At 45.3% G+C, this 24,235-nt stretch carries 23 protein-coding genes; 14 read left to right on the top strand and 9 right to left on the bottom strand.

Features of this window, described 5'->3' with window-relative positions; genetic code table 11:
• The 6 genes from MUK70_RS28540 to MUK70_RS28565 all read right to left on the bottom strand — a co-directional run bounded on the left by MUK70_RS28540 (position 1) and on the right by MUK70_RS28565 (position 4,717).
• Complete coding sequence (locus tag MUK70_RS28540; protein ID WP_234657810.1) at positions 1 to 1,029, bottom strand: TatD family hydrolase; 1,029 nt, start codon at positions 1,027 to 1,029, stop codon at positions 1 to 3.
• 11 nt (positions 1,030 to 1,040) lie between these two features.
• Positions 1,041 to 1,889, bottom strand: a complete 849-nt coding sequence (locus MUK70_RS28545; RefSeq protein ID WP_234657811.1) for an EboA domain-containing protein — start codon at positions 1,887 to 1,889, stop codon at positions 1,041 to 1,043.
• Positions 1,890 to 2,097: 208 nt separating this feature from the next.
• Positions 2,098 to 2,727, bottom strand: coding sequence for an MgtC/SapB family protein (locus tag MUK70_RS28550; RefSeq protein ID WP_234657812.1), 630 nt, complete (start codon positions 2,725 to 2,727; stop codon positions 2,098 to 2,100).
• Positions 2,728 to 2,809: 82 nt separating this feature from the next.
• Positions 2,810 to 3,145, bottom strand: a complete 336-nt coding sequence (locus MUK70_RS28555) for a type II toxin-antitoxin system RelE/ParE family toxin (RefSeq protein WP_234603951.1) — start codon at positions 3,143 to 3,145, stop codon at positions 2,810 to 2,812.
• Complete coding sequence (locus tag MUK70_RS28560; protein ID WP_234603950.1) at positions 3,135 to 3,371, bottom strand: hypothetical protein; 237 nt, start codon at positions 3,369 to 3,371, stop codon at positions 3,135 to 3,137. Before MUK70_RS28560 ends, MUK70_RS28555 begins: the two co-directional genes overlap by 11 nt.
• Positions 3,372 to 3,427: 56 nt before the next feature.
• Positions 3,428 to 4,717, bottom strand: coding sequence for an aminopeptidase P family protein (locus tag MUK70_RS28565; protein WP_234657813.1), 1,290 nt, complete (start codon positions 4,715 to 4,717; stop codon positions 3,428 to 3,430).
• A gap of 165 nt (positions 4,718 to 4,882) precedes the next feature.
• Between MUK70_RS28565 and MUK70_RS28570 the strand changes: the two genes are divergently transcribed.
• Entirely contained in the window at positions 4,883 to 6,409 is a 1,527-nt protein-coding gene (locus MUK70_RS28570) for a S8 family serine peptidase (protein WP_234657814.1), read from the top strand.
• Positions 6,410 to 6,411: 2 nt separating this feature from the next.
• On the opposite strand, the gene MUK70_RS28575 is transcribed toward MUK70_RS28570, so the two are convergent.
• Complete coding sequence (locus MUK70_RS28575) at positions 6,412 to 8,007, bottom strand: Na+/H+ antiporter (RefSeq protein WP_234603945.1); 1,596 nt, start codon at positions 8,005 to 8,007, stop codon at positions 6,412 to 6,414.
• A 224-nt stretch (positions 8,008 to 8,231) separates the two neighbouring features.
• On the opposite strand from MUK70_RS28575, the gene MUK70_RS28580 reads away from it, so the two are divergent.
• The 5 genes from MUK70_RS28580 (at position 8,232) to MUK70_RS28600 (ending at position 13,435) form a co-directional block, all read left to right on the top strand.
• A complete protein-coding gene (locus MUK70_RS28580) occupies positions 8,232 to 9,491 on the top strand; it encodes a Gfo/Idh/MocA family protein (protein ID WP_374759742.1) in 1,260 nt (419 codons plus the stop codon).
• A 5-nt stretch (positions 9,492 to 9,496) separates the two neighbouring features.
• Positions 9,497 to 10,465: a sugar phosphate isomerase/epimerase family protein gene (locus MUK70_RS28585; RefSeq protein WP_234657816.1), complete on the top strand. Its 969-nt coding sequence runs from the start codon at positions 9,497 to 9,499 to the stop codon at positions 10,463 to 10,465.
• A gap of 110 nt (positions 10,466 to 10,575) precedes the next feature.
• Positions 10,576 to 11,157 (top strand): Crp/Fnr family transcriptional regulator, encoded by a 582-nt coding sequence (locus MUK70_RS28590; protein ID WP_234657817.1) that lies wholly within the window; start codon positions 10,576 to 10,578, stop codon positions 11,155 to 11,157.
• A gap of 100 nt (positions 11,158 to 11,257) precedes the next feature.
• Positions 11,258 to 11,908, top strand: a complete 651-nt coding sequence (locus tag MUK70_RS28595) for a hypothetical protein (protein WP_234657818.1) — start codon at positions 11,258 to 11,260, stop codon at positions 11,906 to 11,908.
• A 96-nt stretch (positions 11,909 to 12,004) separates the two neighbouring features.
• A complete protein-coding gene (locus tag MUK70_RS28600) occupies positions 12,005 to 13,435 on the top strand; it encodes a PKD-like domain-containing protein (protein ID WP_244784568.1) in 1,431 nt (476 codons plus the stop codon).
• Positions 13,436 to 13,509: 74 nt separating this feature from the next.
• Here MUK70_RS28600 and MUK70_RS28605 read toward each other — a convergent pair whose 3' ends face one another.
• On the bottom strand, positions 13,510 to 13,974 hold the full coding sequence (locus MUK70_RS28605) for a hypothetical protein (protein WP_234657821.1): 465 nt from the start codon (positions 13,972 to 13,974) through the stop codon (positions 13,510 to 13,512).
• A gap of 135 nt (positions 13,975 to 14,109) precedes the next feature.
• Here MUK70_RS28605 and MUK70_RS28610 point away from each other — a divergent pair, with 135 nt between their 5' ends.
• The 5 genes from MUK70_RS28610 to MUK70_RS28630 all read left to right on the top strand — a co-directional run bounded on the left by MUK70_RS28610 (position 14,110) and on the right by MUK70_RS28630 (position 20,816).
• Positions 14,110 to 15,345, top strand: coding sequence for a spore maturation protein (locus MUK70_RS28610; protein ID WP_234657822.1), 1,236 nt, complete (start codon positions 14,110 to 14,112; stop codon positions 15,343 to 15,345).
• A 116-nt stretch (positions 15,346 to 15,461) separates the two neighbouring features.
• On the top strand, positions 15,462 to 16,955 hold the full coding sequence (locus tag MUK70_RS28615) for a TolC family protein (protein ID WP_234657824.1): 1,494 nt from the start codon (positions 15,462 to 15,464) through the stop codon (positions 16,953 to 16,955).
• 71 nt (positions 16,956 to 17,026) lie between these two features.
• Positions 17,027 to 18,460 (top strand): efflux RND transporter periplasmic adaptor subunit, encoded by a 1,434-nt coding sequence (locus MUK70_RS28620; protein WP_234657825.1) that lies wholly within the window; start codon positions 17,027 to 17,029, stop codon positions 18,458 to 18,460.
• Between the two features lie 161 nt (positions 18,461 to 18,621).
• Positions 18,622 to 19,629, top strand: coding sequence for an NAD(P)H-dependent glycerol-3-phosphate dehydrogenase (locus MUK70_RS28625; RefSeq protein WP_234657826.1), 1,008 nt, complete (start codon positions 18,622 to 18,624; stop codon positions 19,627 to 19,629).
• A 59-nt stretch (positions 19,630 to 19,688) separates the two neighbouring features.
• On the top strand, positions 19,689 to 20,816 hold the full coding sequence (locus tag MUK70_RS28630) for a sialidase family protein (RefSeq protein ID WP_234657827.1): 1,128 nt from the start codon (positions 19,689 to 19,691) through the stop codon (positions 20,814 to 20,816).
• Here the strand turns inward: MUK70_RS28630 and MUK70_RS28635 are convergent.
• The gene (locus MUK70_RS28635; protein ID WP_234657828.1) at positions 20,810 to 21,952 is read right to left on the bottom strand and encodes a DEAD/DEAH box helicase; all 1,143 of its coding nucleotides are present in this window, start codon (positions 21,950 to 21,952) and stop codon (positions 20,810 to 20,812) included. The two genes, MUK70_RS28630 and MUK70_RS28635, sit on opposite strands and share 7 nt — an antisense overlap.
• A gap of 31 nt (positions 21,953 to 21,983) precedes the next feature.
• On the opposite strand from MUK70_RS28635, the gene MUK70_RS28640 reads away from it, so the two are divergent.
• The 3 genes from MUK70_RS28640 to MUK70_RS28650 all read left to right on the top strand — a co-directional run bounded on the left by MUK70_RS28640 (position 21,984) and on the right by MUK70_RS28650 (position 24,227).
• On the top strand, positions 21,984 to 23,675 hold the full coding sequence (locus MUK70_RS28640; protein WP_374759739.1) for a serine hydrolase domain-containing protein: 1,692 nt from the start codon (positions 21,984 to 21,986) through the stop codon (positions 23,673 to 23,675).
• 88 nt (positions 23,676 to 23,763) lie between these two features.
• Positions 23,764 to 23,970, top strand: coding sequence for a type II toxin-antitoxin system Phd/YefM family antitoxin (locus MUK70_RS28645; protein ID WP_234657829.1), 207 nt, complete (start codon positions 23,764 to 23,766; stop codon positions 23,968 to 23,970).
• Positions 23,967 to 24,227, top strand: a complete 261-nt coding sequence (locus MUK70_RS28650) for a Txe/YoeB family addiction module toxin (RefSeq protein ID WP_234657830.1) — start codon at positions 23,967 to 23,969, stop codon at positions 24,225 to 24,227. The genes MUK70_RS28645 and MUK70_RS28650 overlap by 4 nt, the downstream gene beginning before the upstream one ends.
• The last annotated feature ends 8 nt before the right edge of the window (positions 24,228 to 24,235 follow it).

Raw genomic sequence — 24,235 nt, forward strand, 5'->3', positions numbered from 1 at the left:
TTAATTAATTACTAATGAATCTTTGGCAGGCGAAGGTTGCTGTCCGCCTCTCAGGATGCTGTTTCCATGAAACTTCTCGGTATGGTCAATGGCATAACCCGATTCAAAATCGGTCACATCAATCTGGCCGCTTTTGCCAAATGCGTCGATGGCGTTCTGATAAGTTACCAGCCTGATCGTTTCATCCGAAATGCCACGCATCTTCATTAATGCAGCCGTTTTTGGAATGGCAAGCGGATCGGAAATGCCCCAGTCGGCCGCAGAATTAACCATAATGCGTTCGGGACCATATTGTTCCACCACTTTCACCATGCGCTCATTGCCCATTTTGGTAAAAGGATAAATTGTAAAAGCCGCCCAAAAACCTTTGTCCAAAACACTCTTGACCGTCTCCTCATTATTATGGTCCACGATCACCCACGAAGGGTCGATGCCGTGTTCCAGTGCAATGGCCATGCTGCGTTCCGTTCCTTTTTTCTTGTCGCGGTGCGGCGTGTGGATCTGGACAGGAAGCTTGGCTGATTTAGCCAGTTCAAGTTGCAAACGGTAATATTTTTCTTCGGCCGGAGTTTGGTCATCGAAGCCAATTTCGCCTACGCCTACAACGCCTTCTTTGTAAATATATAATGGCAGGATCTCCATCACCTGCTCAGCAAGCGGCTCATTATTGGCTTCGCGGGAGTTGAGTCCCATCGTGCAATAATGTTTGATGCCAAATTGCGAAGAGCGGAATCTTTCCCAGCCAACCAGACTGCTGTAATAATCTTTAAAACTGGAAAGTCCTGTTCGCGGCTGCCCAACCCAGAAAGCAGGCTCGATCAACGCCACTATTCCGGCCTGATGCATGGCTTGATAATCATCGGTTGTCCGCGAAACCATGTGGATATGCGGGTCGAAAAAGCGCATTCCTGTGATTAAATCTTTATAGTCGTTCCACGCAATATCGCGGTGCGCAGGCGCTGCGACGGCTTCTTCGCTGTCTTCGAAATGCGAAGGATTAGGGGTTGTATCGTTATGATTAAGGCACATAGGTTCAGGTGTCAGTGTTCAAGATCGGCCCAGGTCAAGGCGCCAGACTTAACCGATTTTTCAAGATCAATATATTTAGCCAAAAGATAATTGGCCGGAGCAAGGGATGAATCTTTGCAAGCTAATGCGGCTGCTTTTTGATCATCAACGTTTTCAGAATCAAGCAAATGCTGCATATCTGCCAGTAAAGTCGGGTTCATAAACCTGCCTGCCAGCCGCCAAACCTGTGCCGGAACGCTCCTTCCTGCTGCCCAGCGTTCGTGTGCAAAGTCAGACAGCGTCATTGCCAGTTTTTCGTTGGCTCTATTTTCCAAACCTTCAATAAAATGAATGGGCTTGTCATTGAATATGGTTTTCAAAACCAGCTGATTCCAGGCCAGTTCGCTGAAATGTTTCTCGGGATAAGGATTATGCAGAGCAATGGCATCGAACACAAAACCCATATTCGAGCGAACCGCGTCGGTCGCCCTGAAAAGCCATTGATCCGGATAAGAAAGTACGGGTAGTGCAGAGTAAAGCGCCACCAGTTCATTCATTTCGGCCGTGTCAAAGAGCGTTTCAATGTTTTTAACATATTCCTCTTTATCCGAAGGGTCGAGTTGGGTCAGCAGCCATAAGCGCGCGAGCCTTACCAGTGACCAGCCTTCAACCGAAAATCCGGGGATTTCGGCATTCAGGACGAATTGCTGGTCTTGATTTATTGAAATGATTTTTTTTGCAAGAAACCTTGGTGCCGCTACGAAAGCGGTCATCAAATCCATAGGGCTCGACGCAGCTTTGTTCTGTAACCATTCAGCCTCAGGTCCGGAGGTGTTGAGGACGATTATATCCCAAAGATTCTGTTTTATAATATCGGACATAACGAAGCAATAAAATGCTGATTTACGTGGGTTGTGACTTTGTAAATCATTCTTGAATGTGGGTTATATTAATGATAAAGTTTTTTTTAACTATAAAGTTTCCCTCCACCGGGTTATAACGTTTTCCTGCCTTGAAAAGACGCATAGGAAGGGGTTTTACATCTGTTTTTAATCAAAATCTAATCCTGAAAGCACATTCCGAATTTTATTAAAAATCGAATTCTATGATTCCCGAGTCATTCAGCAAATGGTGCGTGAGCTTTTCGTGCTTCTTTTCCGAGCCTTGCAATGTCCAGCTGCCGGTAATTTGGCCGCCAGAACGGTTTTGCTGGCCTTGCAAAACTTTCAGGTCATTATCCTTAAAAAGCTCCTCATATCGCTTCAGGGTTTTTTTCTCATAAGGGCACACGAGCCTGTAATTACGGATCTGGCTTTTTTTGCGGATAAATTTCTGGATAGGGGCAAGGATAACCAACGACAACCCGGAGATAATGAATGTCGCGATTGTTACCTCGTAAAAACCGGCACCAATGCCCATTCCGACCGCTGCCGTCACCCACACAATCGCGGCTGTTGTAATGCCCACAACCCGGTTATTTTCCCGGAAAATGATCCCCGCACCAATAAAACCGATTCCCGTCACAATGTTAGCCGCGATCCGCCCCGCATCAGAACTGATCTTAATGGAAATAATTGTAAATAATGTAGACCCCACCGCAATGAGGATCATAGTCCTTAACCCCGCCGATTTGCTTCGATACTCCCGTTCGGTGCCGATCACAGCACCCAGAAAAAATGATATCAACAGCTTATAAATGTCTTCCGGCAATAACTCCATTTCCAAAACCAAAGGTTGTTAAATAACCAAAAGCCGGAAAGACGTTGAATCTCCCGGCTTTTGATAAATTGGGGTGTTTGTATTAATAATTCCGTCCAATAGCGTTGAGCAGGTCATCTAGCTCTTTCGCCTTAATATTTTCTTTTTCTGCTTTGTCGTAAATTGTAAGGAGCACAACCTCTTCCTGAAAAGTAAAAACACAGGTTATAATTCGTGCGCCGCCACTTTTTCCTCTGCCTTTACTTTTTATTGCTAAGCGAATTTTAAAGCAGTCTTTTCCTATCGGCTTACCCTGAACAGGATTGTTTGCGATGCTTTTTATCAAATCGGTGGTCTCCTGTGCTAATGAAGCATATTTCTTGACAAGTCTCTTCAGATCTTTTTCAAAATCTTTAGAAGCAATAATTTTATAGCTCATTCAAGATATCTTCAATAGGGCGAGTTTGTAATCGTCCTTCCTTTAAAGCAATGTAATCTCGCTTCAAGTTTTCAAGGATCTCAGCTTTGGTTGGTTCGTCTTCATCCAAATCCTCCTCTCGAATTACTGTAACCAGTTTCTCACGCTCCGGCCTGGGTAATTGCCTTACCAAATCCACGAGCTGCTGAAATGACAACGGAATATTAAAATTGATCGTGTTTTCCATTTGATTTCAATTTGATCTGAACAAATTTACAAAAAGAATGTGTTAAAGCATTAATCTCAGCGGTTCATCATCTCCTCAATCTCTTCCGCTTCAACCGGAATATGCGCCATCAAATCGAGATTTCCATTCTCCGTAATCAGAATGTCGTTTTCCAGACGAATCCCCAAACCTTCTTCCCGAATGTAGATGCCGGGTTCGCAGGTAAATACCATTCCTGGCTCAAAACGGCGGTATTTGTTGCCTACGTCGTGAATGTCCAGGCCGAGGAAATGCGAAGTGCCGTGCGGGAAATATTTCTTGTATGCAGGCGTTTCAGGATCTTGTTTGGCAATGTCGTCTTTGGTTATCAACCCCAGCCCGATCAGCTCACTTTCCATGATTTTTCCCACTTCCAGGTGATACTCATCCCAAATGTTTCCAGCAACCAACATACCCTTCGCAGCTTTTAACACTCTTAAAACCGCATCATAAACATCCCGCTGCCTTTTCGTAAAGCGACCATTCACCGGAATGCTCCGGGTCAGGTCGGCTCCGTAATTGGCATATTCAGCCGCCACATCCAGCAAGAGCACATCGCCATCCTTGCAAGGCTGGTCATTTTGAATGTAATGCAGCACGCACGCATTGGCGCCCGACGCGATGATGGGCTGGTAAGCGAAGCCTTTGGAGCGATTGCGGACAAATTCGTGCAGCAGCTCGGCTTCGATCTCAAATTCTTCCACGCCTGGTTTCACAAATTTCAAAAGTCGTTCAAAACCAAGCCTGGTAATGTCACAGGCTTTTTGAAGCAATTCAATTTCTCTTGGCTGCTTAACTGCCCGGAGCTGGTGCATGAGCGGCGCGAGCCTGACAAATGCGTGAATAGGATACTTTTCCCTGAATTCATTCACAAAACGCGTCTCGCGCGTCTGCACTTGCGAGTCGTTTCTGGTGTGTTCATTTGTATTTAAATAAACCTGCTCAGCCTCAAAAACAATGTTCCTGAAAACGGTTTCATACTGATGCGTCCAGTAAATGGTTTTGATTCCCGTCACTTCCCTTGCCTGCTCTTTGGTCAGTTTTTCACCTTCCCAAACAGCGATCATCTCATTGGTTTCTCTCAGGAAAAGCACTTCCCGGAGCTTTTCATCGGGATGTTCGGGCGAGAGGATGAGTATGGATTCTTCCTGATCCACACCGGTAAGATAGAATAGGTCCGAATTTTGCTTGAAACCCATGGAACCATCTGCATTTGTAGGCATAATGTCGTTGGAATTCAATATAACCAGTGATTTTGGCTTCAATAATTGTGCAAGTCGGCGGCGGTTTTCTGTAAAAAGCTCCTTGCCGATCGGGGCGTAACGCATAGGTGTTAATTTTTGTAACTGGTAATTTAATTTGTAAAATTACGTTTATCTTGTTCAAAAATAGAGCGACAAACTGGCAAAAACCCTTTGCTTGGTTCTGAACGCGATATACAAAATTTGTCGATTTTTTTGATTGACGGATGTAACCTAACTATGATAATTTTCATGAAAAGATTGTTTCTGCTTGCGTTTCTTTTTGCACCTTTCATCTTGTCGGCAAGTCCGAAATACTGGATTTACCTTAAAAATAAAGACCTGAACGCAGCGCCCGCTATATCCCCACTAACCGTTGAAAACCGCATTAAACTCGGATTAGCGGCATCCGATGAGCTCGATCTGCCCGTTAAAAGTGATTACGAACGCGCATTACGCGAACAATCGGTCAGCATTATCAATCGTTCCAGATGGCTTAATGCAGTTTCTGCGGTAATGACCAGCGAGCAGGCCATGAAAGTGCGCGAACTGGATTTTGTGCAGGAAGTGGTCCCTATCGACCCGGGATTTTACATCGCACGCACCAAGGCCATTGAAAAGGCCCAAATGGCACCCGTCATGTCACAGGTTCAGGCCAATGCATTTACAAAAGAGAACATTTCAGCGAAGGACGTGACCATAGGCGTGATCGATGCAGGTTTTTATGGAGCTGATTCTTCCCTTTCCCTCACACAGATTTTTTCAAATAAAAGAATTTTAGGCATCCGCGATTATGTGAAGCCAGGCCGCGCGGGCGAATTGCTTTTCAGCACCGCGGAGTCGTTTTCTGACATGCACGGAACCGAAGTGCTTGCTGCCATTGCCGGGATTGACTTTCAGGATGAGATCCAATATGGTATGGCCACCAATGCCAAGTTTTATTTGGCAAGAACCGATTATTCTTTGCGCGAATACAGGGGCGAAGAGGACAACTGGATTGCGGCTATGGAGTGGATGGACAGCCTCGGCGTGCGTTTGATCAACACTTCCTTGGGTTATGCCAAAGGATTTTCAGACCCGAAAGAAAATTACGTTCCTTCTCAAATGGACGGCAAAACTTCCGCCATTTCGAAAGCCGCGCAGATCGCCTCAGACAGAAAGGGCATTATGCTGATTGTTTCGGCCGGAAACGAAGGGGATGATAAAAGCTGGGAAATTGTTTCGGCCCCGGCCGATGCAAAAGGCGTTCTGGCTGTGGGCGCGACCAACGGAAAACTTTGGAACAGGATCGGTTATAGCAGTGTGGGGCCCGAGTTTTTGTCTTATATAAAACCTAATGTTTCCTGCTTCTCATTATACGGAACTTCATTATCAGCTCCGGTTATTACTGGTTTTGCAGCGTGTCTTTTACAGGCTAACCCCAAACTCACCAATAAAGAGCTGATCAGCCTCATTGAGAAATCGGCGCATTTGTATCCTTATGGAAATAACTTTGTGGGATACGGCGTGCCGCAGGCTTCCCGCGCACTTGCCCTTGCAAAAGCACCCTATCTGCCTGACAATGCGAAACTAATTAACGCGAAAGGGCGCAGCATTGATGTGGATGTTAATAGTGAAGATCAAATGGTCGCCATTTACAGAAAGAAAACGGATAAGGACGTCATTGCGCAACAGGTTGCAAAGGTTCAGAATGGCAAAATTGCGCTGAAACGCCAGAATGGCGAGCGTTTTACGACCATTGATCTCAAAAGTTATGTAATCGAAGTGGCTTGGGATTAATCTCAGCCAGAGTTTCTCAGCCTTGCTTCTTCAAGGTCCAGTTCTCTTTCTTTCGTCTTGATCAATTCGTCGGAACAAACCTGGTCCCGGCGAATTTTTCTAATTTCCTCGCGCTTGATGCCGACAATTTCCACGAGCATTTTGCGGTAAGCTCTGGCAAAGCCGATGGTGGCATTGTTATCAAGATCCAGATAGCGGGTATCGGCAAGTTCGATGATCTTCTCATAGCGGTCTTTCAAAAGCCTGAATGGCTCAAACTGTGAAATTTCCCCTTCGTAGTTGGACTGCATATATTCCAGGCTGACCGTCGCCAGACGCGCATTGATGATCGCTTTTTGTTCGGTCATGTTCTCCCCCGGATCTTCTATTTTCAGCAGGCGGATGAGCCAGGGAAGGCTCAATCCCTGCAAAACCAGCGTAAACAGGATCACCACAAATGTGATAAACAAAATGAGGTCGCGGTGCGGATAAGGCTTTCCATCAAGGGTAAGGGGGATCGCCAGTGCGGATGCAAGCGAGACAACGCCACGCATGCCGCTCCAAGCCACGATGAAAGTGGTCCGCCAGCTTGGCCTCGCTTCCTTTTCTCGCACTTTTTTTGATAGCAAATGGGGCAGATACGTTCCCGGATAAACCCAGATAATGCGGATAATGATAGTGACAATGCTGATAACAACCGCATAAGAAACGACTTCCAGTAAGGTGTAAGCACCAAGCCCGGCCATCACTTCCGGTAATTGAAGGCCTATAAGGATGAAAACAATGCCATTCAGCAGGAAAATAACCGTTTCCCATACATAAGTGCTCTGCATGCGGGATTGATAAGCAAAAACTTCATGGGATCGGAAGCTTAAAAACAAACCGCCGCTCACTACGGCAAGCACGCCCGAATATTCGAAATGTTCGGCCGCGATGTACATCATATAAGGTGTGATAAAGGTAAGCGCAGTGTCAATGCTTGGCGTTGTCGGAAAATATTTGTGTACGTAATACAGGATATTCGCTATTATAAGTCCGACGACGACCCCCATTCCGGCCACTAAAAGGAAGTTTAGCTCTGCCTTCCAAAGCACAAATTGGCCCGTAGCAATGGTCGCCAGCGCAAAACGGAACACGATGAGTGAGGAAGCATCATTGACCAGACTTTCCCCTTCCAGAATGGTGACCACCCGTTTCGGTACTTTGAGTCCCTGCAGAACCGAAGTCGCGGCAACCGCGTCAGGAGGAGAAATGACTCCGCCCAGCAGAAAGCCCATAGCCAATGTGAAGCCGGGAATAATAGCACTGGAAAGATAAGCCACAGCCGTTGCCGTAAAAACCACCAGACCGATAGAAAGCAATCCGATGGGACGACGCGATTCCCAGAAATCTTTCCAGGAAGTGTTCCATGCTGCGGAGTATAAAAGTGGGGGTAAAAAGATGAGAAAAACCCAGTCCGGTTCCAGCTGCATATGGGGCATACCGGGGATAAAACTGATCAGTAAGCCCGCGATAACCAAAAAGATAGGGTAGGAGACGCCAATTTTTTCGCTCAGCATGGTGAGCATTGAGACGATGAAAAGCAGGGAAATGATTAATAGTAAATTATCGTGAACCATAGAGGAAAGTGAAGTTTCGAGATATAAATGTATACAAAAATGAAAACAGACGTTATAAGATTTTGTGTGTTATCGAGCACGCAGAATGATTTTTTGGTTCATCTTTGCTGGAAAAATAACAGAACTTTCTATCTTTATTGCTCCGAAAGATCCTTAATGTATCATAAAATTTATCACCTAATCCTTAATTCCCAATGAGTACTTCTCGAAGAGATGTTCTGAAAATGGCAAGTATTGCGCTGGCAGGCAGCACGTTACCCGCTATAACGATCCTTAATCCAAACCGTGCGTTTGCTGGGGTTAATGCAGAGACGTTAAAAATAGGCTTGATCGGTTGCGGCGGACGTGGTTCCGGTGCGGCTAACCAGGCATTGAAGGCTGATCCAAATGTTGTTCTCCACGCAATGGGAGATATATTCAAAGACAAAATGGATTCTTCACTTGAAAACCTGACGAAAGTACACGGCGCGAAAGTGAAAGTCGATGAAGGTCATAAATTTGTAGGATTTGATGCTTTCAAAAAAGTGCTTGACTCGGGTGTTGACGTGGTGATCCTTGCCACGCCTCCACATTTCCGTCCGGAGCATTTAACGGCTGCCATTAATGCGGGCAAGCACGTTTTCTGTGAAAAACCGGTGGCTGTAGATGCACCTGGTGTTCGCAAGGTCTTGGACGCTGCCAAGTTGGCCAAACAAAAAAATGTTTCATTAATGTCCGGCTTCTGCTGGCGTTACCATGAGCCAAAGCGTGCCAGTTTCGGAAAGATCCTGGACGGCGCTGTTGGTGATATTTCTGCGATTTATAATACTTACGATACAGGCACATTGTGGTCTTTCCCACGCGTACAGGGCTGGACAGATGCGGAATATGTTTTGCGTAACTGGACCTATTACACCTGGTTGGCAGGTGACCACATTGTTGAGCAGGCTGTCCACAGCATTGACATGATGTCGTGGGCAATGGGCGGCAAATTGCCGGTTTCTGCCGTAGGAACGGGAGGAAGACAAGTGCGTACGGATTCTCTTTTCGGTAACATTTTCGATCACTTTTCGGTGGTTTACGACTACGAAAACGGCGCAAAAGGTTTCCATCATTCGAGGCAACAAGCCAACTGCGAAAACAGCTATCTCGTTGAAACGATTGGAACAAAAGGCCGTGCAATGGTAAACTGCGCAAGAAACGTACATGAGATTTTTGGACAAAATCCATGGAAATACTCGGGAGCGCAAAACGATATGTACCAGACTGAGCACAATGAGCTTTTTGCATCCATCAGAAGCGGTAAGCACGTGAACGATGGTGAATTTATGGCACAAAGCACGCTGATTGCCATCATGGGAAGAATGGCTTCTTACACTGGAAAGCGCGTAACCTGGGATGAAGCAATGAACTCAACAGAAAAATTAGGACCGGACACTTATAGCTTCGATATGAAGCCGCCGGTTGTTGAGGTAGCCAAGCCTGGTATCACTGCTTTCTCATAATATCTATGCAAAGAAGAGATTTTCTGAAAAACTCTGCTTCTACGGCGGCGGCATTCGCTGCTGCCGCAGCAGTACGAACTAGCGGCGTTGCAGCAAGTGCGGCGATTTCGAGCGCAACAACACCTGTTGTTTCCGGTGCCCAGGTCGTAATGCCAGCTGGTCCGTTAGCCGCCCCGATGGTTAAAAAAAGCTTGATGTGGGGAATGGTAAAGGAAGATTTGTCTGTAATGGACAAGTTTAAGTTGCTGAAAGACCTTGGCTACGATGGCGTGGAGCTCGATTCTCCTGATAAGCTTGATATGAAGGAGGTTCTGGCAGCCAGAGATAAAACAGGCTTGCTGATCCCCGGCACTGTGAATTCAATGCACTGGAAATTACCATTATCCGACCCCGATCCGAAGAAAAGGGAGGAATGCGTTAAGTCCATTGAAAAAGCATTGTGGGACACCAAGGAATATGGCGGCAACACAGTCCTGGTTGTGCCGGGAGTTGTCAATGCCACTGTTACTTATGCCGAAGCATACGAACGTTCTCAAGCCGAGATTCGCAAACTGCTTCCCATAGCAGAGAAAACTGGTGTTAAAATAGCGATTGAAAATGTCTGGAACCAGTTTTTGCTAAGTCCCTTGGAAGCAGCAAAGTATGTCGATGACTTCAAGCACCCGATGGTTGGCTGGTATTTCGATGTGGGCAATGTGCTTCGTTACAGCTGGCCCACTTCCTGGATCGAGGCATTGAACAAACGCATTTTGAAGCTCCATTTAAAAGAATTCAGCTTTAAAAAACAAAACGACCTCGGCCTTTGGAAAGGCTTCGATGTAGAATTTATGGAAGGCGACAACAACTGGCCCGAAGTAAACAAAGCGCTCCAAAAAATCGGTTACTCAGGCTGGGCATCTGCAGAAGTTGCCGGCGGCGACCGGAAGCGATTGCTGACCATCCGGGAGAAGATGGATGAGGTTTTTAAAGCTTGACAAATACGAATTGTAATAAATGTAAATAGCCCGGAACTTCCGGGCTATTTTGCGTTATAGCAGGAAAATTTAGTATTCTTGCGTAATTATTATGACACACTATATCATTCATGCCAAAACAATTACTTTCCTTTCTCGGGGCAATGGCCCCTCTTGATGACACCGTTTATTCGGATTTTCTCCAAGTTTTAAAACCGGTCAATGTGCCCAAGGGAAAGCTGCTTCTTTCCGAAGGCGAGATTTGCGACAAGCTTTGGTTTATCAAAACCGGCCTGGCTCGCGGCTGCTATGTTACCAGCAATAGTTCGGGCAAAAGTCACGAGGTCACCGAATGGTTTGCCAGTGAAAATGATTTCTTCCATGCCTTCGAAAGCTTTGTCATGCAAGTTCCTTCCCAGGAATTCATTGAAACTTTGGAACCTTGCCAATTGATTTACATTTCCCGCAAGGACCTATATCGCCTCTACGCCAAGCATCCCGAAATATCCAATGTCGGCAGGATCATCGCCGAGCGTTACGGACTTCTTCACAAGGAACGCCTCCGCGAAATGCGTCTCCACTCCGCCCAGGAGCGCCTGAATATTTTCCACAACCAATCCAAAGAACTCTTCCTCCGAGTGCCCCAGAAATACATCGCCTCCTACCTGGGCATCTCCGAAAACTACGTAAGCAAGCTAAGAGCCAAGCATTGAATTTCCTGGGTTTTTGTAGGTGCGAAGCTGGGTTTTTGGTGGGGGTAATATGATGATTCGCGGTTTTATTTGTGCGTATCAAATAAAACCATGAAAAGTTATGACTAGAACATTTATTCTTCTGCTAGCCGGGATGCTCTGGCTGAATTATCAAGTGCTAGGCCAGGAAAAGCCTCCTGAGAAAATTAAGAAAACAAGTAAGGAATTTCAAGATTACAAGTGGGATGCGAGTCTGGATATGTATTATATTTTTTATGGATATAGTACTGTTATGATTAGGTATGCTCCAAAGTTAAAGGGAGCCTATCGCCTTTCAATCGGTCACCACACCGCTGGGTTCGACAATGATTTAAAGTACGTTGATTCGCTTGATGATCCACTTAATGACCCGGCTCTAAGGGTAAGCAGTAGGAATTATAAAGTGGTAGCCAAAGTAGGATATGAGTTTCGAAAAAATGCGGGCAAGCATCAATTAATTTATGGGCTTGATGTAAATATTGCTTATGACGATTTGAAACAGCAAAACCCCATTTATCATCCAGAACGCAGGTTTGCAGGAGGGCTTTACCCTTTTATAGGATTAAAATATAGAATCCTAAATCGCCTTTCAATTTCAGCAGAAACTACCATTTCCATTCATTATACTAAAAGCCAAAGTTTTAATGAAGATGGGAGCCTTACCTATGCCCGCAGATATTTTGGTTCCGATTTCAATCCTCTCAGTGCATTAAATGTTTCGTATCACTTTTAATCTGACCAAATGAAAAACTATAAAAACACCTTCGGAATTTTGTTGATGGTAATTTTTTGCATGTCTATTTCAGCGTATAGTCAAAATATTACTATTGTGTGTAATGCAGCTAATCTCAACTGCCAATATGCATTGCCCGATCAAAATGTTTATAGATATGAAGTAAAGCTTGATCCCTTCTCAAATTGTAATAACGGTTTAAATTGCAAATATTATTGGGAAGTTAGCAATGGGGTTATTTTAGGTGGCTATGGTACGAATCCTTCAAAACATGATGGTGATGGGAACTACTACATTGATGTTAAATGGAACAATTTCAATGGCAAAGGGGCCATTAAAGTAACATCGGCGAAACCTGCTAGTCAACTCAATGGCTGCATCACGTGTCCGGTCGGAAAAATTGCAAGTATTGAAATCCCCATCAAATACCTAGGAACACCCGGCAACATTCAAATCAATGGCAACGCCTATTCGGGCAGCTATCAATTGAATTGCGGCAAGACACCATTTACAGTTTCTGTTCCAGCTGTTACAAATGCAACGAATTATGCTTGGTCATATCCCGCTGGTTGGTCGCATAGCGGCAGCGGAAACACCATTACTGTTACGCCAGGTGCTGGCTCAGGCGGCGTTATTAAAGTGGTGGCTTCCAGAAGCGATGTTGCTGGGCTGACGACTTCCTCACAACTTACCATCACCCGCCCGCTCCCAACAGTTCCAACCATCAACTCCGGACCAATCCTTCTTTGTGCTCCGAAGGACATTACAGCCTCGGCCAGCAATGCAACTTCCTACAACTGGGCTTCTACAGGCGGGATTACGGTGAGTTCGCCGGGAAATACGAATGTGGCGCATTTGACTGGTGTGAGTGATGGGACTGTGAAGGTTTCTGCGACGAATTCAGTTTGTGGGGTTACTACGGCTTATAGCACGCCGGTTCAGGTGAAAAGGAGTGCGCCGCAGCCGGCGTCTTTGCTCGTTACTGCGAATGGGGGAGGTTCGCCGGATTTTATGTGTAATGGTGCAGGTGTGTCGCTGAATGCTTATACAGGCGAGCCGGACACGAAATTTGGCGTCTGGACTACGAGTGATCCGGGAAATTCAATTCTGAATTTTAATGGTGGGACAGCTTATTTTAATTCTTATGCCAATAATTGCTATGGGATTGACATTACAGTGAGCAATTGCTTTGGCTCGGTTAAAAAAGGCATTACCATTTGCGTGGATAATTGTTTGATAGACGGACCAGTCTATGAAATTTACCCAAACCCGGCAAATGACTTCGTTTACATTACATTTGAAAATAAAGCAGAAGTGAACGCTTTACCCGAAAACATCAAAATTTTCAGTGAAGCAAGCTCAAAAGAAGTCAAATCTATTTCGGCAAACGAATTTGTTTTAACCAAAGATCTGAATGATAAACAAACCATTTCGATTCCCGTGAATGATTTGCCAAGGGGCACTTATTATCTGCAACTGATGACTGCAACGAAATCCCCCGACAAAGTGCGGATCTTGCTGAACTGACATCATAAGACCTCAACCAAACGCAAAAGAGCCTGGAAACCCAGGCTCTTTTGCGTTTGGCAATCTAAAAACATTTATTTCTTCACTTTATACAATGTTCTTGCGTAATGCTTAATGGTGGAGATCTTTAATTCCTGATTCTTCACCTGAACAAGCTTATACTCTTTAAATTCACCTTTTTTATCCAAGAATCCAATAATGCAGGATTGTTCTTCCTTGCCTTTCCGGACTTCCACTTTGGGCATAATACCGAAGTTCGGGATCTTAATGTTGTCCTCTGCGTCGAGTTCTTTGTATTTAATTTTGACTAAAAAATCAAAAGTAGATTTGGTTTCATACACATCCACGGAAAAGCGCCAGTCGTTGAGCGGGTCTTTTACTTTTTCACTAAAACTAGCCACAGGACTGTTTTCGACCACTTTTCTTTCCAATGCAATCGTATCATTTACGATTTCATTGCCATCGGCATCTCTTTCGTTTTTCGTATTCTGATTACAGGCAAACAAGGTGAGCAGAAGAAAAAGGCTGCAATACTTCATTGGAATCACTATTTGGTTTGAAATGCTACTACTGCTTTGCAATATACCTTTGTTATTTACATTAAATAAAATATTTTACTTTCGGTATTGTAAACAGATCATTACCAATCCTGCCTATCACCCCGAACCTACATTATGGCGTTAAATTATATTTTCGTATCCTTTTTTGTCATTGCTTTTGTCATTGCGTTATTGAAATTTATCCTAACCGGGGATGTGCAGACATTTAAGGCGATAACCGAGGGGATGCTGGAAATGGCCAAAGTGGCGGTGATGGACATTGCTTTGCCGCTTACAGGTGTAATGGCGTTTTTTCTGGGCATTCTGAATGTCGGCGAAAAGGCTGGTATTATTGACCGACTGGCACGATTTATAGGGCCATTTTTTAACAAATTATTTCCGGAGGTGCCCAAAGATCATCCGGCAAACGGCCAGATGATCATGAACTTTTCGGCCAATTTTCTTGGACTGGATAATGCTGCAACGCCTTTCGGGCTAAAAGCCATGCAAAGTTTGCAGGAACTCAATCCAAGCAAGGACACCGCTTCCAATGCGCAAATCATGTTCCTTGTTTTGCATACATCCGGTTTGCAGATCATTCCATTATCCATCATCGCGCAGAGGGCCATATTAGGCGCGGAAAGCCCTTCTGATGTATTTATTCCTTGTGTTGTAGGGACCTATGTGACCACGGTTGTAGCAATGCTGATAACGGCTGCCTGGCAAAAAATCAATCTTTTTAACCGGACTGTAATGCTGGGGCTGGGGAGTGTGACCACCGTTATGGTGTTGATAATGTGGTATTTAACAAGTTTGCCAAAAGAGCAGATCGAAACGATTTCTGTTTTTGTTGGTAACTCCGTCCTGCTGGGGGTTGTAGCAGGATTCTTGTTATGGGCCATGTATCGGAAAGTGAATGTCTTTGAAACATTCATCGAAGGGGCAAAAGGCGGGTTCGCAACTTCAATTACCATCATCCCATATCTTGTCGGTCTGCTTGTCGCTATCAGTGCATTCCGGACGTGCGGTGCAATGGATTATCTCATAGATGGTTTAAAATGGGCTTTTTCGCTAACCGGAATGAACACAGATTTTACGGATGCCTTGCCCGTTGCGCTCATGAAACCACTCAGCGGAAGTGGGGCGCGTGCACTTATGATAGACGCTATGAAAGAATTTGGGCCCGATTCATTTGTGGGTCGCCTTGTATGCATTTTCCAGGGTTCGGCGGATACGACGCTTTACATCGTTGCACTGTATTTTGGCTCAGTGGGCATCAAAAACACTCGCTATGCCATTGTAGCTGGATTAATCGCCGACTTTGTAGGCGTTTTGGCTGGAATTTGGCTTGGATATTTATTTTTCCATTGATTATGGCCATTCAACACGAAATGCCCTTTTACCCCTGATATGCAACCGTCCGTACAAAATGGATGGCCGTTTTTTCTGGTAAACACTAATATTGATCATCTAACTCTGAACCGCTTATGCTAAATTCGTTACGCAAATCCGCACTTCTTTTCATCGTATTTTGTGTATTTGTCGCAGGAAACACAGCTTTCGCGCAAAAGGATACCAGTCAGGCAGCTAACACATATTCTCTTGAAGACTGCATTCGGATTGCGTTGGAAACCAATCCATCGATAAAAATTTCGGAGCTGACTGTTCAGACCAACAGCAACATTTATGCCCAGTCTAAATGGCAACGCTGGCCAAGCATCAGTTTCAGCGCCAGCCAGGGATTCAGTTCAGGTAGGAACATTGATCCTTTTACCAACCAGTTTGTTCAGCAAAATGTAAACTCAAACAACTATCAGCTCGGTGGACAGCTCACCCTTTTTAACGGTTTTCAGACTAAAAACACCATTAAATTTAATGATGCCAATTACAAAGCCAGCGCAAAGGACCTGGACGCCGCCCGCAATGACCTTATGCTGAATGTCGCTCTGTCTTACCTTCAAGTGATTACAAATGAGGAATTAATTGAAGTGGCGAAGTTTCAAGTGCAGGCGTCCCAATTACAAGTGGAAAGAACCACCAAATTATTAGAAGCAGGAACATTGGCAGAAAGCAGTTTACTTGATTTAAAAGCACAGCTGGCCAATGATGAACTCACGCTGATCAATGCCGAAAACAACCTGGAAACGGCGAAACTAAATTTGAAACAATTCATGAACATTCCCGGCAGCGAGCAGATCAATGTGGTGAAAATCAAGGTTGCAGATCCCACATTGCAAGCTTACGACGCCACAATCCAGGAGATATTCGACGTTGCACGCGGAAACTTGCCGCAAATGCAGGCTGCTGAGCTGAGGATTGAGGCCGCAAAAACCAACATCGATCTCGCCAAGGGTGCGGCATTGCCTTCGTTAACATTAAACGGAGGGATCTACACTGCGTTTTCAAGTGCCGCCCCCGATGAACGTTTCGTTGGAGATGGAACGGGCTTTACGATTACAGATGTGATTTCTCCGACAGACTATGTTGTTATTGATAATAAACAAATTCCACTTGTTCAGAAAATAAGAACTCAGAACGGGGAAATGCGCACTTTTCGCTATCTGGATCAGTTGAATTTCAACCGTAACTCAGCCTTTAATATCAACCTCAACATCCCGATTTTTACGAATTTCCGGGTGAAATACAATGTAGCTAACGCCAAAATCCAGCAGAAAACTTACGAATATCAGGCCCAGCAGGTTCAGCTGACGATTCGCAAAAATGTGGAACAAGCTTACATCGACATGACCAATGCAGCAAAACGATACTCGGCAACGGCTAATCAGGTAAGGGCATTACAAGAAACCTTTCGCGTTTCGCAAGTGCGGTTTGACGTCGGTGCGATCAATTCTGTGGAATACAGCATTGCCAAAGCCAACCTCGACAGGGCCAATGGAAACCTGGTTCAGGCCAAATACGATTACGTCTTCCGGACCAAGATCCTCGATTTCTATATGAACCGCCCGTTATCGGATTTTTAAGAAGTGCTTCATTTATCCCTGACAATCTAAGCTCATCCTCATTCAACATCATTGTAACCAAAGTTTAAATTATGGCACGTAAATCTTCGAAACGGATCTGGTGGATTACAGCAGGCATTGTCGCACTTCTTGTAGCGGGTTTATTTGGAGCTAAACAGGCCGGTTACATTGGCAAACCCAAAGCCACAGAAGTTGAATATACCAATGTTAAAAAGACGGATATTATCGAGCGCGTCAGTGCCTCAGGGAAGGTTCAGCCGGAGGTCGAGGTGAAACTTAGTCCGGACGTTTCAGGAGAAATCATCAGTTTGAATGTTGCCGAGGGCGATTCTGTGGTGAAAGGACAGCTATTATTAAAGATTCGTCCTGATAACTACGAGTCTTTAATGGCACGTGCACAGGCAGCCGTGAATTCCAGCAAAGCCAACTACGAGCAGACCAAAGCTATGGTTGCACAGGCCGAAGCGCGTTTGATACAAGCGAAAGCAAATTTTGAAAGAAATAAAAAACTGTATAATGATAAAGTAATTTCAGCCGCAGATTACGAGCAGTTTGCATCCACATTCGGCGTTGCACAACAGGACGTTGAATCTTCAAAAGCCAATGTTTCAGCAGCGTTATATAACATTAAAAGCGCCGAAGCAAGTTTGAAAGACGCAGCAGAGAACTTGCGGAAAACCAGCATATTCGCACCGGTGAGCGGAATTGTATCATTGTTGAACGTAGAAGCTGGCGAACGCGTGGTGGGAACGTCACAGATGGCCGGAACAGAAATGATGCGCATTGCAAACCTCAGTAACATGGAAGTGCGCGTGAATGTGAATGAGAACGATATTGTGCGGGTTGCGCTGGGCGACACAGCCGAAATCGATGTGGACGCATACAGCGCTTCGGGGCGCAAGTTCCGGGGCATTGTGAAAGAGATTGCAAACACGGCGGCCGGCCTGGCTTCGTCTACATCCACAAGTTCGGCCGTGTCGAGCGCTTCTGCCGACGCAGTGACTGAATTTGAGGTGAAAGTCAAAATATTAAATGAGTCCTTTGCTGATCTGATGGTTTCCAAATCCAAAAAATCCTATCCGTTCAAGCCAGGGATGACCGCTTCGGTGGAAATCATCACAGAACGAAAAAACAATGTGATTTCTGTCCCAATTGCCGCAGTGACCACCAGAAGCAGCACGCCCCCTGTCGCAGCCGGTGCGCGTCCCGGTGAACAAACGGATCAAGCTCCCGATGAGGAAGACGATAAAAAGCCTAAAAAAGTGGAGTTGATAAAAGAAATCGTGTTCATTGATGTGAACGGAAAAGCGGAAATGAAAGAAGTTAAAACCGGGATCAGCGATTTCGAAAATATTGAGATCCTTTCGGGCCTTAAACCGGGCGACCGGATTATCTCCGGGCCATACATTGCTGTTTCCAAAAACCTCAAGAACGGTGACTTGGTAGAAAAAAAGAAAGAAGAAGTGAAAAAAGACGATAAAAAATCAAATGAAAACGCGAACTGATACGTTGTAAAAGGGTAATAAGTTCGATTTAGTTTAGGTTAAAAAAGAAAATCCTTGCGGCTTTGCTGCAAGGATTTTTTATTTTCTGTCAAAATCTTCTCATTTTTGGAAACATTCAATTATATCAAAATTACGCCTGAACAGCTTTTCGGGCCTCCAAAATGAGTTTTTTAAACAACATTAAGATTGCGGTGATAGGAGGGGGCAGTTGGGCAACTGCGCTGATCAAGATCCTTTGCGAACAGAATCATGTCCAGATCCGGTGGTGGCTGCGCAATCAGAAGGACATTGAGCATATCAGGAAATTTCACCACAATCCCAGCTATCTCAGCGATGTTGTGCTCTCTCCCAGGAAAATTAAGGTTTTTGAAAAGACCACAGACGCGGTAAAAGGCGCAGATTACGTGATCCTGGCCGTTCCGGCAGCATTCGTTCAGGAAGCATTGCGCGACTTGTCCGGCAAACATTTGCAAGGCAAAAGGATCGTTTCAGCCATCAAAGGCATGGTCCCGGACCAAAACATGCTCATTACAGACTGGATTTCAAAGGAGTACGGCATTGATCTGAACGAAACCTGCGTCATTGCCGGCCCATGTCACGCGGAAGAAGTGGCTTTGGAAAAGCAATCCTACTTGTCCATTGCCTCTACAGAATGCCCCAGCGCTGAGGATTTTGCCAAACTCATGACTTGCCGTTACGTGACGGCCAACCCGCTCGATGATCTCTATGGTGTTGAATACGCGGCAGTTATGAAAAATATTATCGCATTGGCATGCGGCATCACGCATGGACTCGGTTATGGCGACAATTTTCAGGCGGTGTTGGTTTCGAACGCTATGCAGGAAATCGGGAATTTTGTAACCGCCCTTGACCCGCGTGAACGCAACATGAGTTCTTCCGCCTATCTCGGCGATCTGCTCGTAACTGCCTATTCCCAATTCAGCCGGAATCGCCTTTTTGGCAACATGATCGGCCGTGGATACAGCGTTAAAGCAGCACAATTGGAAATGAAAATGATCGCAGAAGGTTATTATGCAACCAAAAGCATTACCGAAATGAACAAAATCCACCACGTGAACCTGCCTATAACCAGCGCCGTTCACCGAATTTTATATGAAGAGCAAGCGCCGGGCATGGTGATGGACGAATTAAAGAAATTATTGAAATAAATAGCCTGATCAGCCCCGAATAGGGTACTTTTTAAAATCATTACTTTCTCAAACCCATTATGCACGTTCCGAAAATCCTGTCTGCAAGTCTCCTGACCGGCCTTTGGCTGGCCTCTATGTCGCTGATTTCCTGCAATTCTAAAAAATCTGAAACTGCCGAAACGGAGGTAACAGATTCATTAGCAAGTAAGAAGGAGTTTGTTTTTGGCGATAAACGCGATTTCGCACAGTGCCATGCTTCTACGCTGGTAAGGCTGGACAATGGTCAATATCTGATTGCGTGGTTTGGTGGAACGGAGGAAAAAAATCCGGACGTAGGCATATGGGTTTCCAAAGGTCAGCCGGGAAACTGGAGTGCGCCAAAAGAGGTTGCCAAGATCCGGGAAGACGCGCACTGGAATCCTGTGCTGCAAAAAACGTCGGATGGGAAGATTATTTTATATTTCAAAGTTGGAAAAGAAATAGCGCATTGGGAAACGTGGGTGAAAACTTCGGCGGATAATGGTGAAACATGGTCGGATGCATATGAACTTGTAAAAGGTGATAAAGGAGGAAGAGGTCCTGTAAAAGATAAGCTCATTGAACTATCCAACGGCGACTGGCTGGCCGGCGCATCCAATGAGGTGAACCGCTGGGAAGTTTTTGTGGACAGAAGCACAGACAAAGGTAAAACCTGGACTGCAAGCCCGTATTTCAAAATTGACACAACCGAAATAAAAGGAAAAGGCGCAATCCAGCCAACATTATGGGAATCCAAGCCTGGCCATGTGCATATGCTGGTAAGGACCACCGGCGGCGTGATCGGCAGAAGTGATTCTTTTGATAATGGAAAAACATGGACAACAATAAAAAAAACATCCCTGCCTAATCCGAACAGTGGCATTGACCTGGCAAAACTGCCAGACGGAACACTGGTGCTTGCTTATAATCCGAGTGATAAAGATTGGGGTTCAAGGTCGCCCCTTTCGCTGATCATGTCTTACGATAACGGCCAAAACTGGACGGATCGGGTGGACATTGCCACAGGCAAGAAAGAAGACGAATATTCCTATCCCGCCATCATCAGCTTCGGGGATTCGGTGGCTGTAACGTATACATTCAACCGCCGGAAAATTGCATTCTGGTCTGGAAGCAAAAAGGATATCGTAGAACTGGTGGCAAAAAGCAAGAGTAAAGCGGCTCAGTAACCCATTAATTCCAGGTCATAAGATTCGAACATTTCGACGCTTTTGCCCATTTTCTTTTGGATAATCTTGAAATGGTGCACGTCTTCCGGGCAGATCAGCGAGATTGCTTCTCCGGATGCTTCTGCCCGGCCTGTTCTGCCTATCCTGTGTACGTAATCTTTGGGAGATCGCGGTAGCTCAAAATTGATCACATAAGGAAGAAATTGAATGTCGATGCCGCGGGAAACCAGATCGGTGGCAACAAGCACGGTAAGTTTGCCTGCTTTAAATTTGTTCAAAGCTTCTGTCCGGGCGCCCTGGCTTTTTTTGCTGTGCATCGCCATGGCCTGGATCCCGTTTTTATTTAGTTTTTCAACCAAATTATCAGCCGTCCTGGTCGCAGATACAAACACCAGAACCTGATTCATTTCCTGCGTTTTAATCAGATATCTCAACAATGGTCCTCTTCTGTCAGGGTCAACGAAATAGCCTGTTTGCTTAATCAGATCCAGGTTTTGCTCCTCTTCTTCAATCTCAATGCGAACCGGATTTCTGAGTTGCGTTTTATTGATCTGGTCAACTTCCTCTCCTAATGTCGCCGAAAACAGAATGCTCTGACGCTTTTTGGGCAACAGAAAAAAGATGTCCTTCATTTCCTCTGCAAATCCCAGGTTAAGCATTTTATCCGCTTCATCCAAGACCAAGATTTGGGTTTGAGAAATGTTAAGCGCCTTGTGAGACAACAAGTCGATTAGTCGCCCGGGTGTTGCAACGAGAATTTCAACGCCTTGCAAACCAATCATTTGCGGGTTGATAGAAACTCCTCCGTAAACCGCCAGCGTCTTGACTTTTCTGGGAAGTCTTTCGCCAAATGTTTGAAAAACAACCGCAATCTGCACCGCCAGCTCGCGTGTAGGGACCAGGATCAATGCCGAAATGTGCCTGTTCGGAGCCGCCGGTTTGGTTTGAAACAATTCCAGAATAGGCAGAACAAAGCTCGCCGTTTTCCCTGAACCCGTCTTTGCAATGCCCAGCACATCATTTCCTTTCAAAATAGCCGGAATTGCTTCCTGCTGGATCGGATAAGGTTGAGTATAATTCTGTTCGGCAATGGTTTTTAATAATGGTTCGGACAAGCCAAGCGATTCGAAAGACATAAAGTGCTGCGCAGTTGGTCAAAAAATATTTTTGCAAGCACAAAGATACCATTACCGCAGACAAATCGTCCATGACCTGTCCACAGCCACCCGACCATTTGACTTTTCTGAACATTTATTCTCCATAGACATGTCTTACAATCGCAGGGAATTTTTACAACAACTTGGATTTGGTGCATTACAACTAGGTATAATCAGCGCAATTCCGGCATCGGCCTGGGCTGCAACATTACATTCCGGGCAATTACCGCGCAGCTCGCCGGAAGCGCAGGGATTGTTAGCGAAAAATATTCTCGATTTCACCAATGCAGTGGAAGCAGACAAGCTGAACTTGCACAGTTTAATGATCCTTCGGCAAGGAAAAGTGGTTGCGGAAGGCTGGTGGGCTCCTTATGGCCCGGATATGAAGCACACGCTTTATTCGCTGAGCAAAAGTTTCACTTCCACGGCCATCGGATTGGCGGTTGCAGAGAAAAAGCTGACCGTCGAGGACAAGGTTGTATCATTTTTCCCGGACGACAAACCTGCAACCATAAGCGCAAATCTGGCTGCTATGCGCGTAAAAGACTTGCTTACAATGTCCACCGGACATGATAAGGACGCGACAGGGCCGGTTAGGGAATCGAAAGAAAAGAATTGGGTGAAAGCATTCCTCTCATTGCCGGTTGAGCATGAGCCGGGGACGTTCTTTGTGTATAACAGTGCCGCAACGTATATGCTGTCGGCGATCATTCAGAAACTGACAGGACAAACATTGCTGCAATATCTGACGCCACGATTATTCGAGCCGCTGGGCATCGACGACCCGGATTGGGAAGTAGATCCGAATGGCATTAATACAGGTGGCTGGGGCCTGCGGGTTAAAACGGAAGATATCGCCAAATTCGGACAGCTTTATCTGCAAAAAGGCGAATGGAACGGCAAGCGCATCCTGCCTGCAGCCTGGATCGAGGAAGCGACGCGTTCACACATCATGTCCAAAGGCGGTTCCAGAAAACCGGAAGAAAACGACTGGCTGCAAGGTTACGGTTACCAGTTCTGGCGGTGCAGGAATGACGCTTACCGCGGCGACGGCGCTTTCGGGCAATATTGCATTGTGATGCCGAAGGAAGACATGGTGATTGCCATTACCAGTGAAACCGGTGATATGCAGGCGATTCTGGATCATGTTTGGAATAACATTCTCGCAGCGGTAAAGGCAACAGGCGTGCCAGCGGATAAGGAAATCCAGGCGCAGCTTCAAAAGAAATTGACAACCCTTGCATTGCCACTCACTGCCGGAAAGGCAACGGCTGAATTGGCCACGAAACTGAATAACAAAAGCTTCAAAGTGGCTGATAACAGCTTGAAAATAAACAAAGTATCATTTGAATTTGCAAAAGGCTGGTGCTTATTCCGGCTTTATGATGATAAAGGTGAACATTTAATCGTGAACGGGCTGGGCAACTGGAAAGTGGGATTAACAGATCTGTCAGTCATGCCGCTAAAACTCGTATTAACGCCTGTCCCAGGTGAAAAATTAACGAAAGTGGCCGGAAACGGGGCCTGGATTGATGAAAATACATTTGAAATGACCTGGCGATTTATCGAAACAGCTCACTATGAAACCGTAACCTGCAAATTTGAGGGCGACAATGTCCAGGTCGAATTCAAACGCAGCCTTGCCATTCTAAGCAAAACAAAAGACGCACGACCTGTGTTGAGTGGGGAGATGCTGTCCTAGCCTTTATAAGGATATACGTTTTAGATATTAAGTCCAAACGTTTAGCTTTGTAATCACTAAATAAATTTGCACACATTATTATATCTAAATGGCATTTCACCTCAATTGGAACAGGGCAAAGTCCTCTATGGCAGCCAAAAAGAAAGTTCGGGAAAGCGACAAAAAGCAAGTGTCACAAGACACGACCGAATATCTTTTAAGCGATCCGGTTAATAAATCACGCTTACTCAAGGCCGTTGCCGATCTCAAAAATGGAAAGCTGAACATCCATGAAAGAGAACTTATAGAAGAATGAGGTTACTCTTTCATGACGAAGGTTGGGACGATTATTTGTATTGGCAGGAGACAGATAAAAAGATTGTCAAAAAGATAAATGAGCTGATAAAAGCTTGTAAACGATCCCCTTTTGACGGAATAGGAAAACCTGAACCATTAAAAGGGGATCTCGTTGACTGCTGGTCCCGAAGAATCACCGATGAGCATCGATTTGTCTATTACATTGGGGAAAATACGATTACTGTCCTGAAATGCCGTCATCATTACAAGAAATGAATCAAATT

Origin of the sequence: Dyadobacter chenwenxiniae (assembly GCF_022869785.1) — a bacterium.
Taxonomy (GTDB): Bacteria; Bacteroidota; Bacteroidia; order Cytophagales; family Spirosomataceae; genus Dyadobacter; species Dyadobacter chenwenxiniae.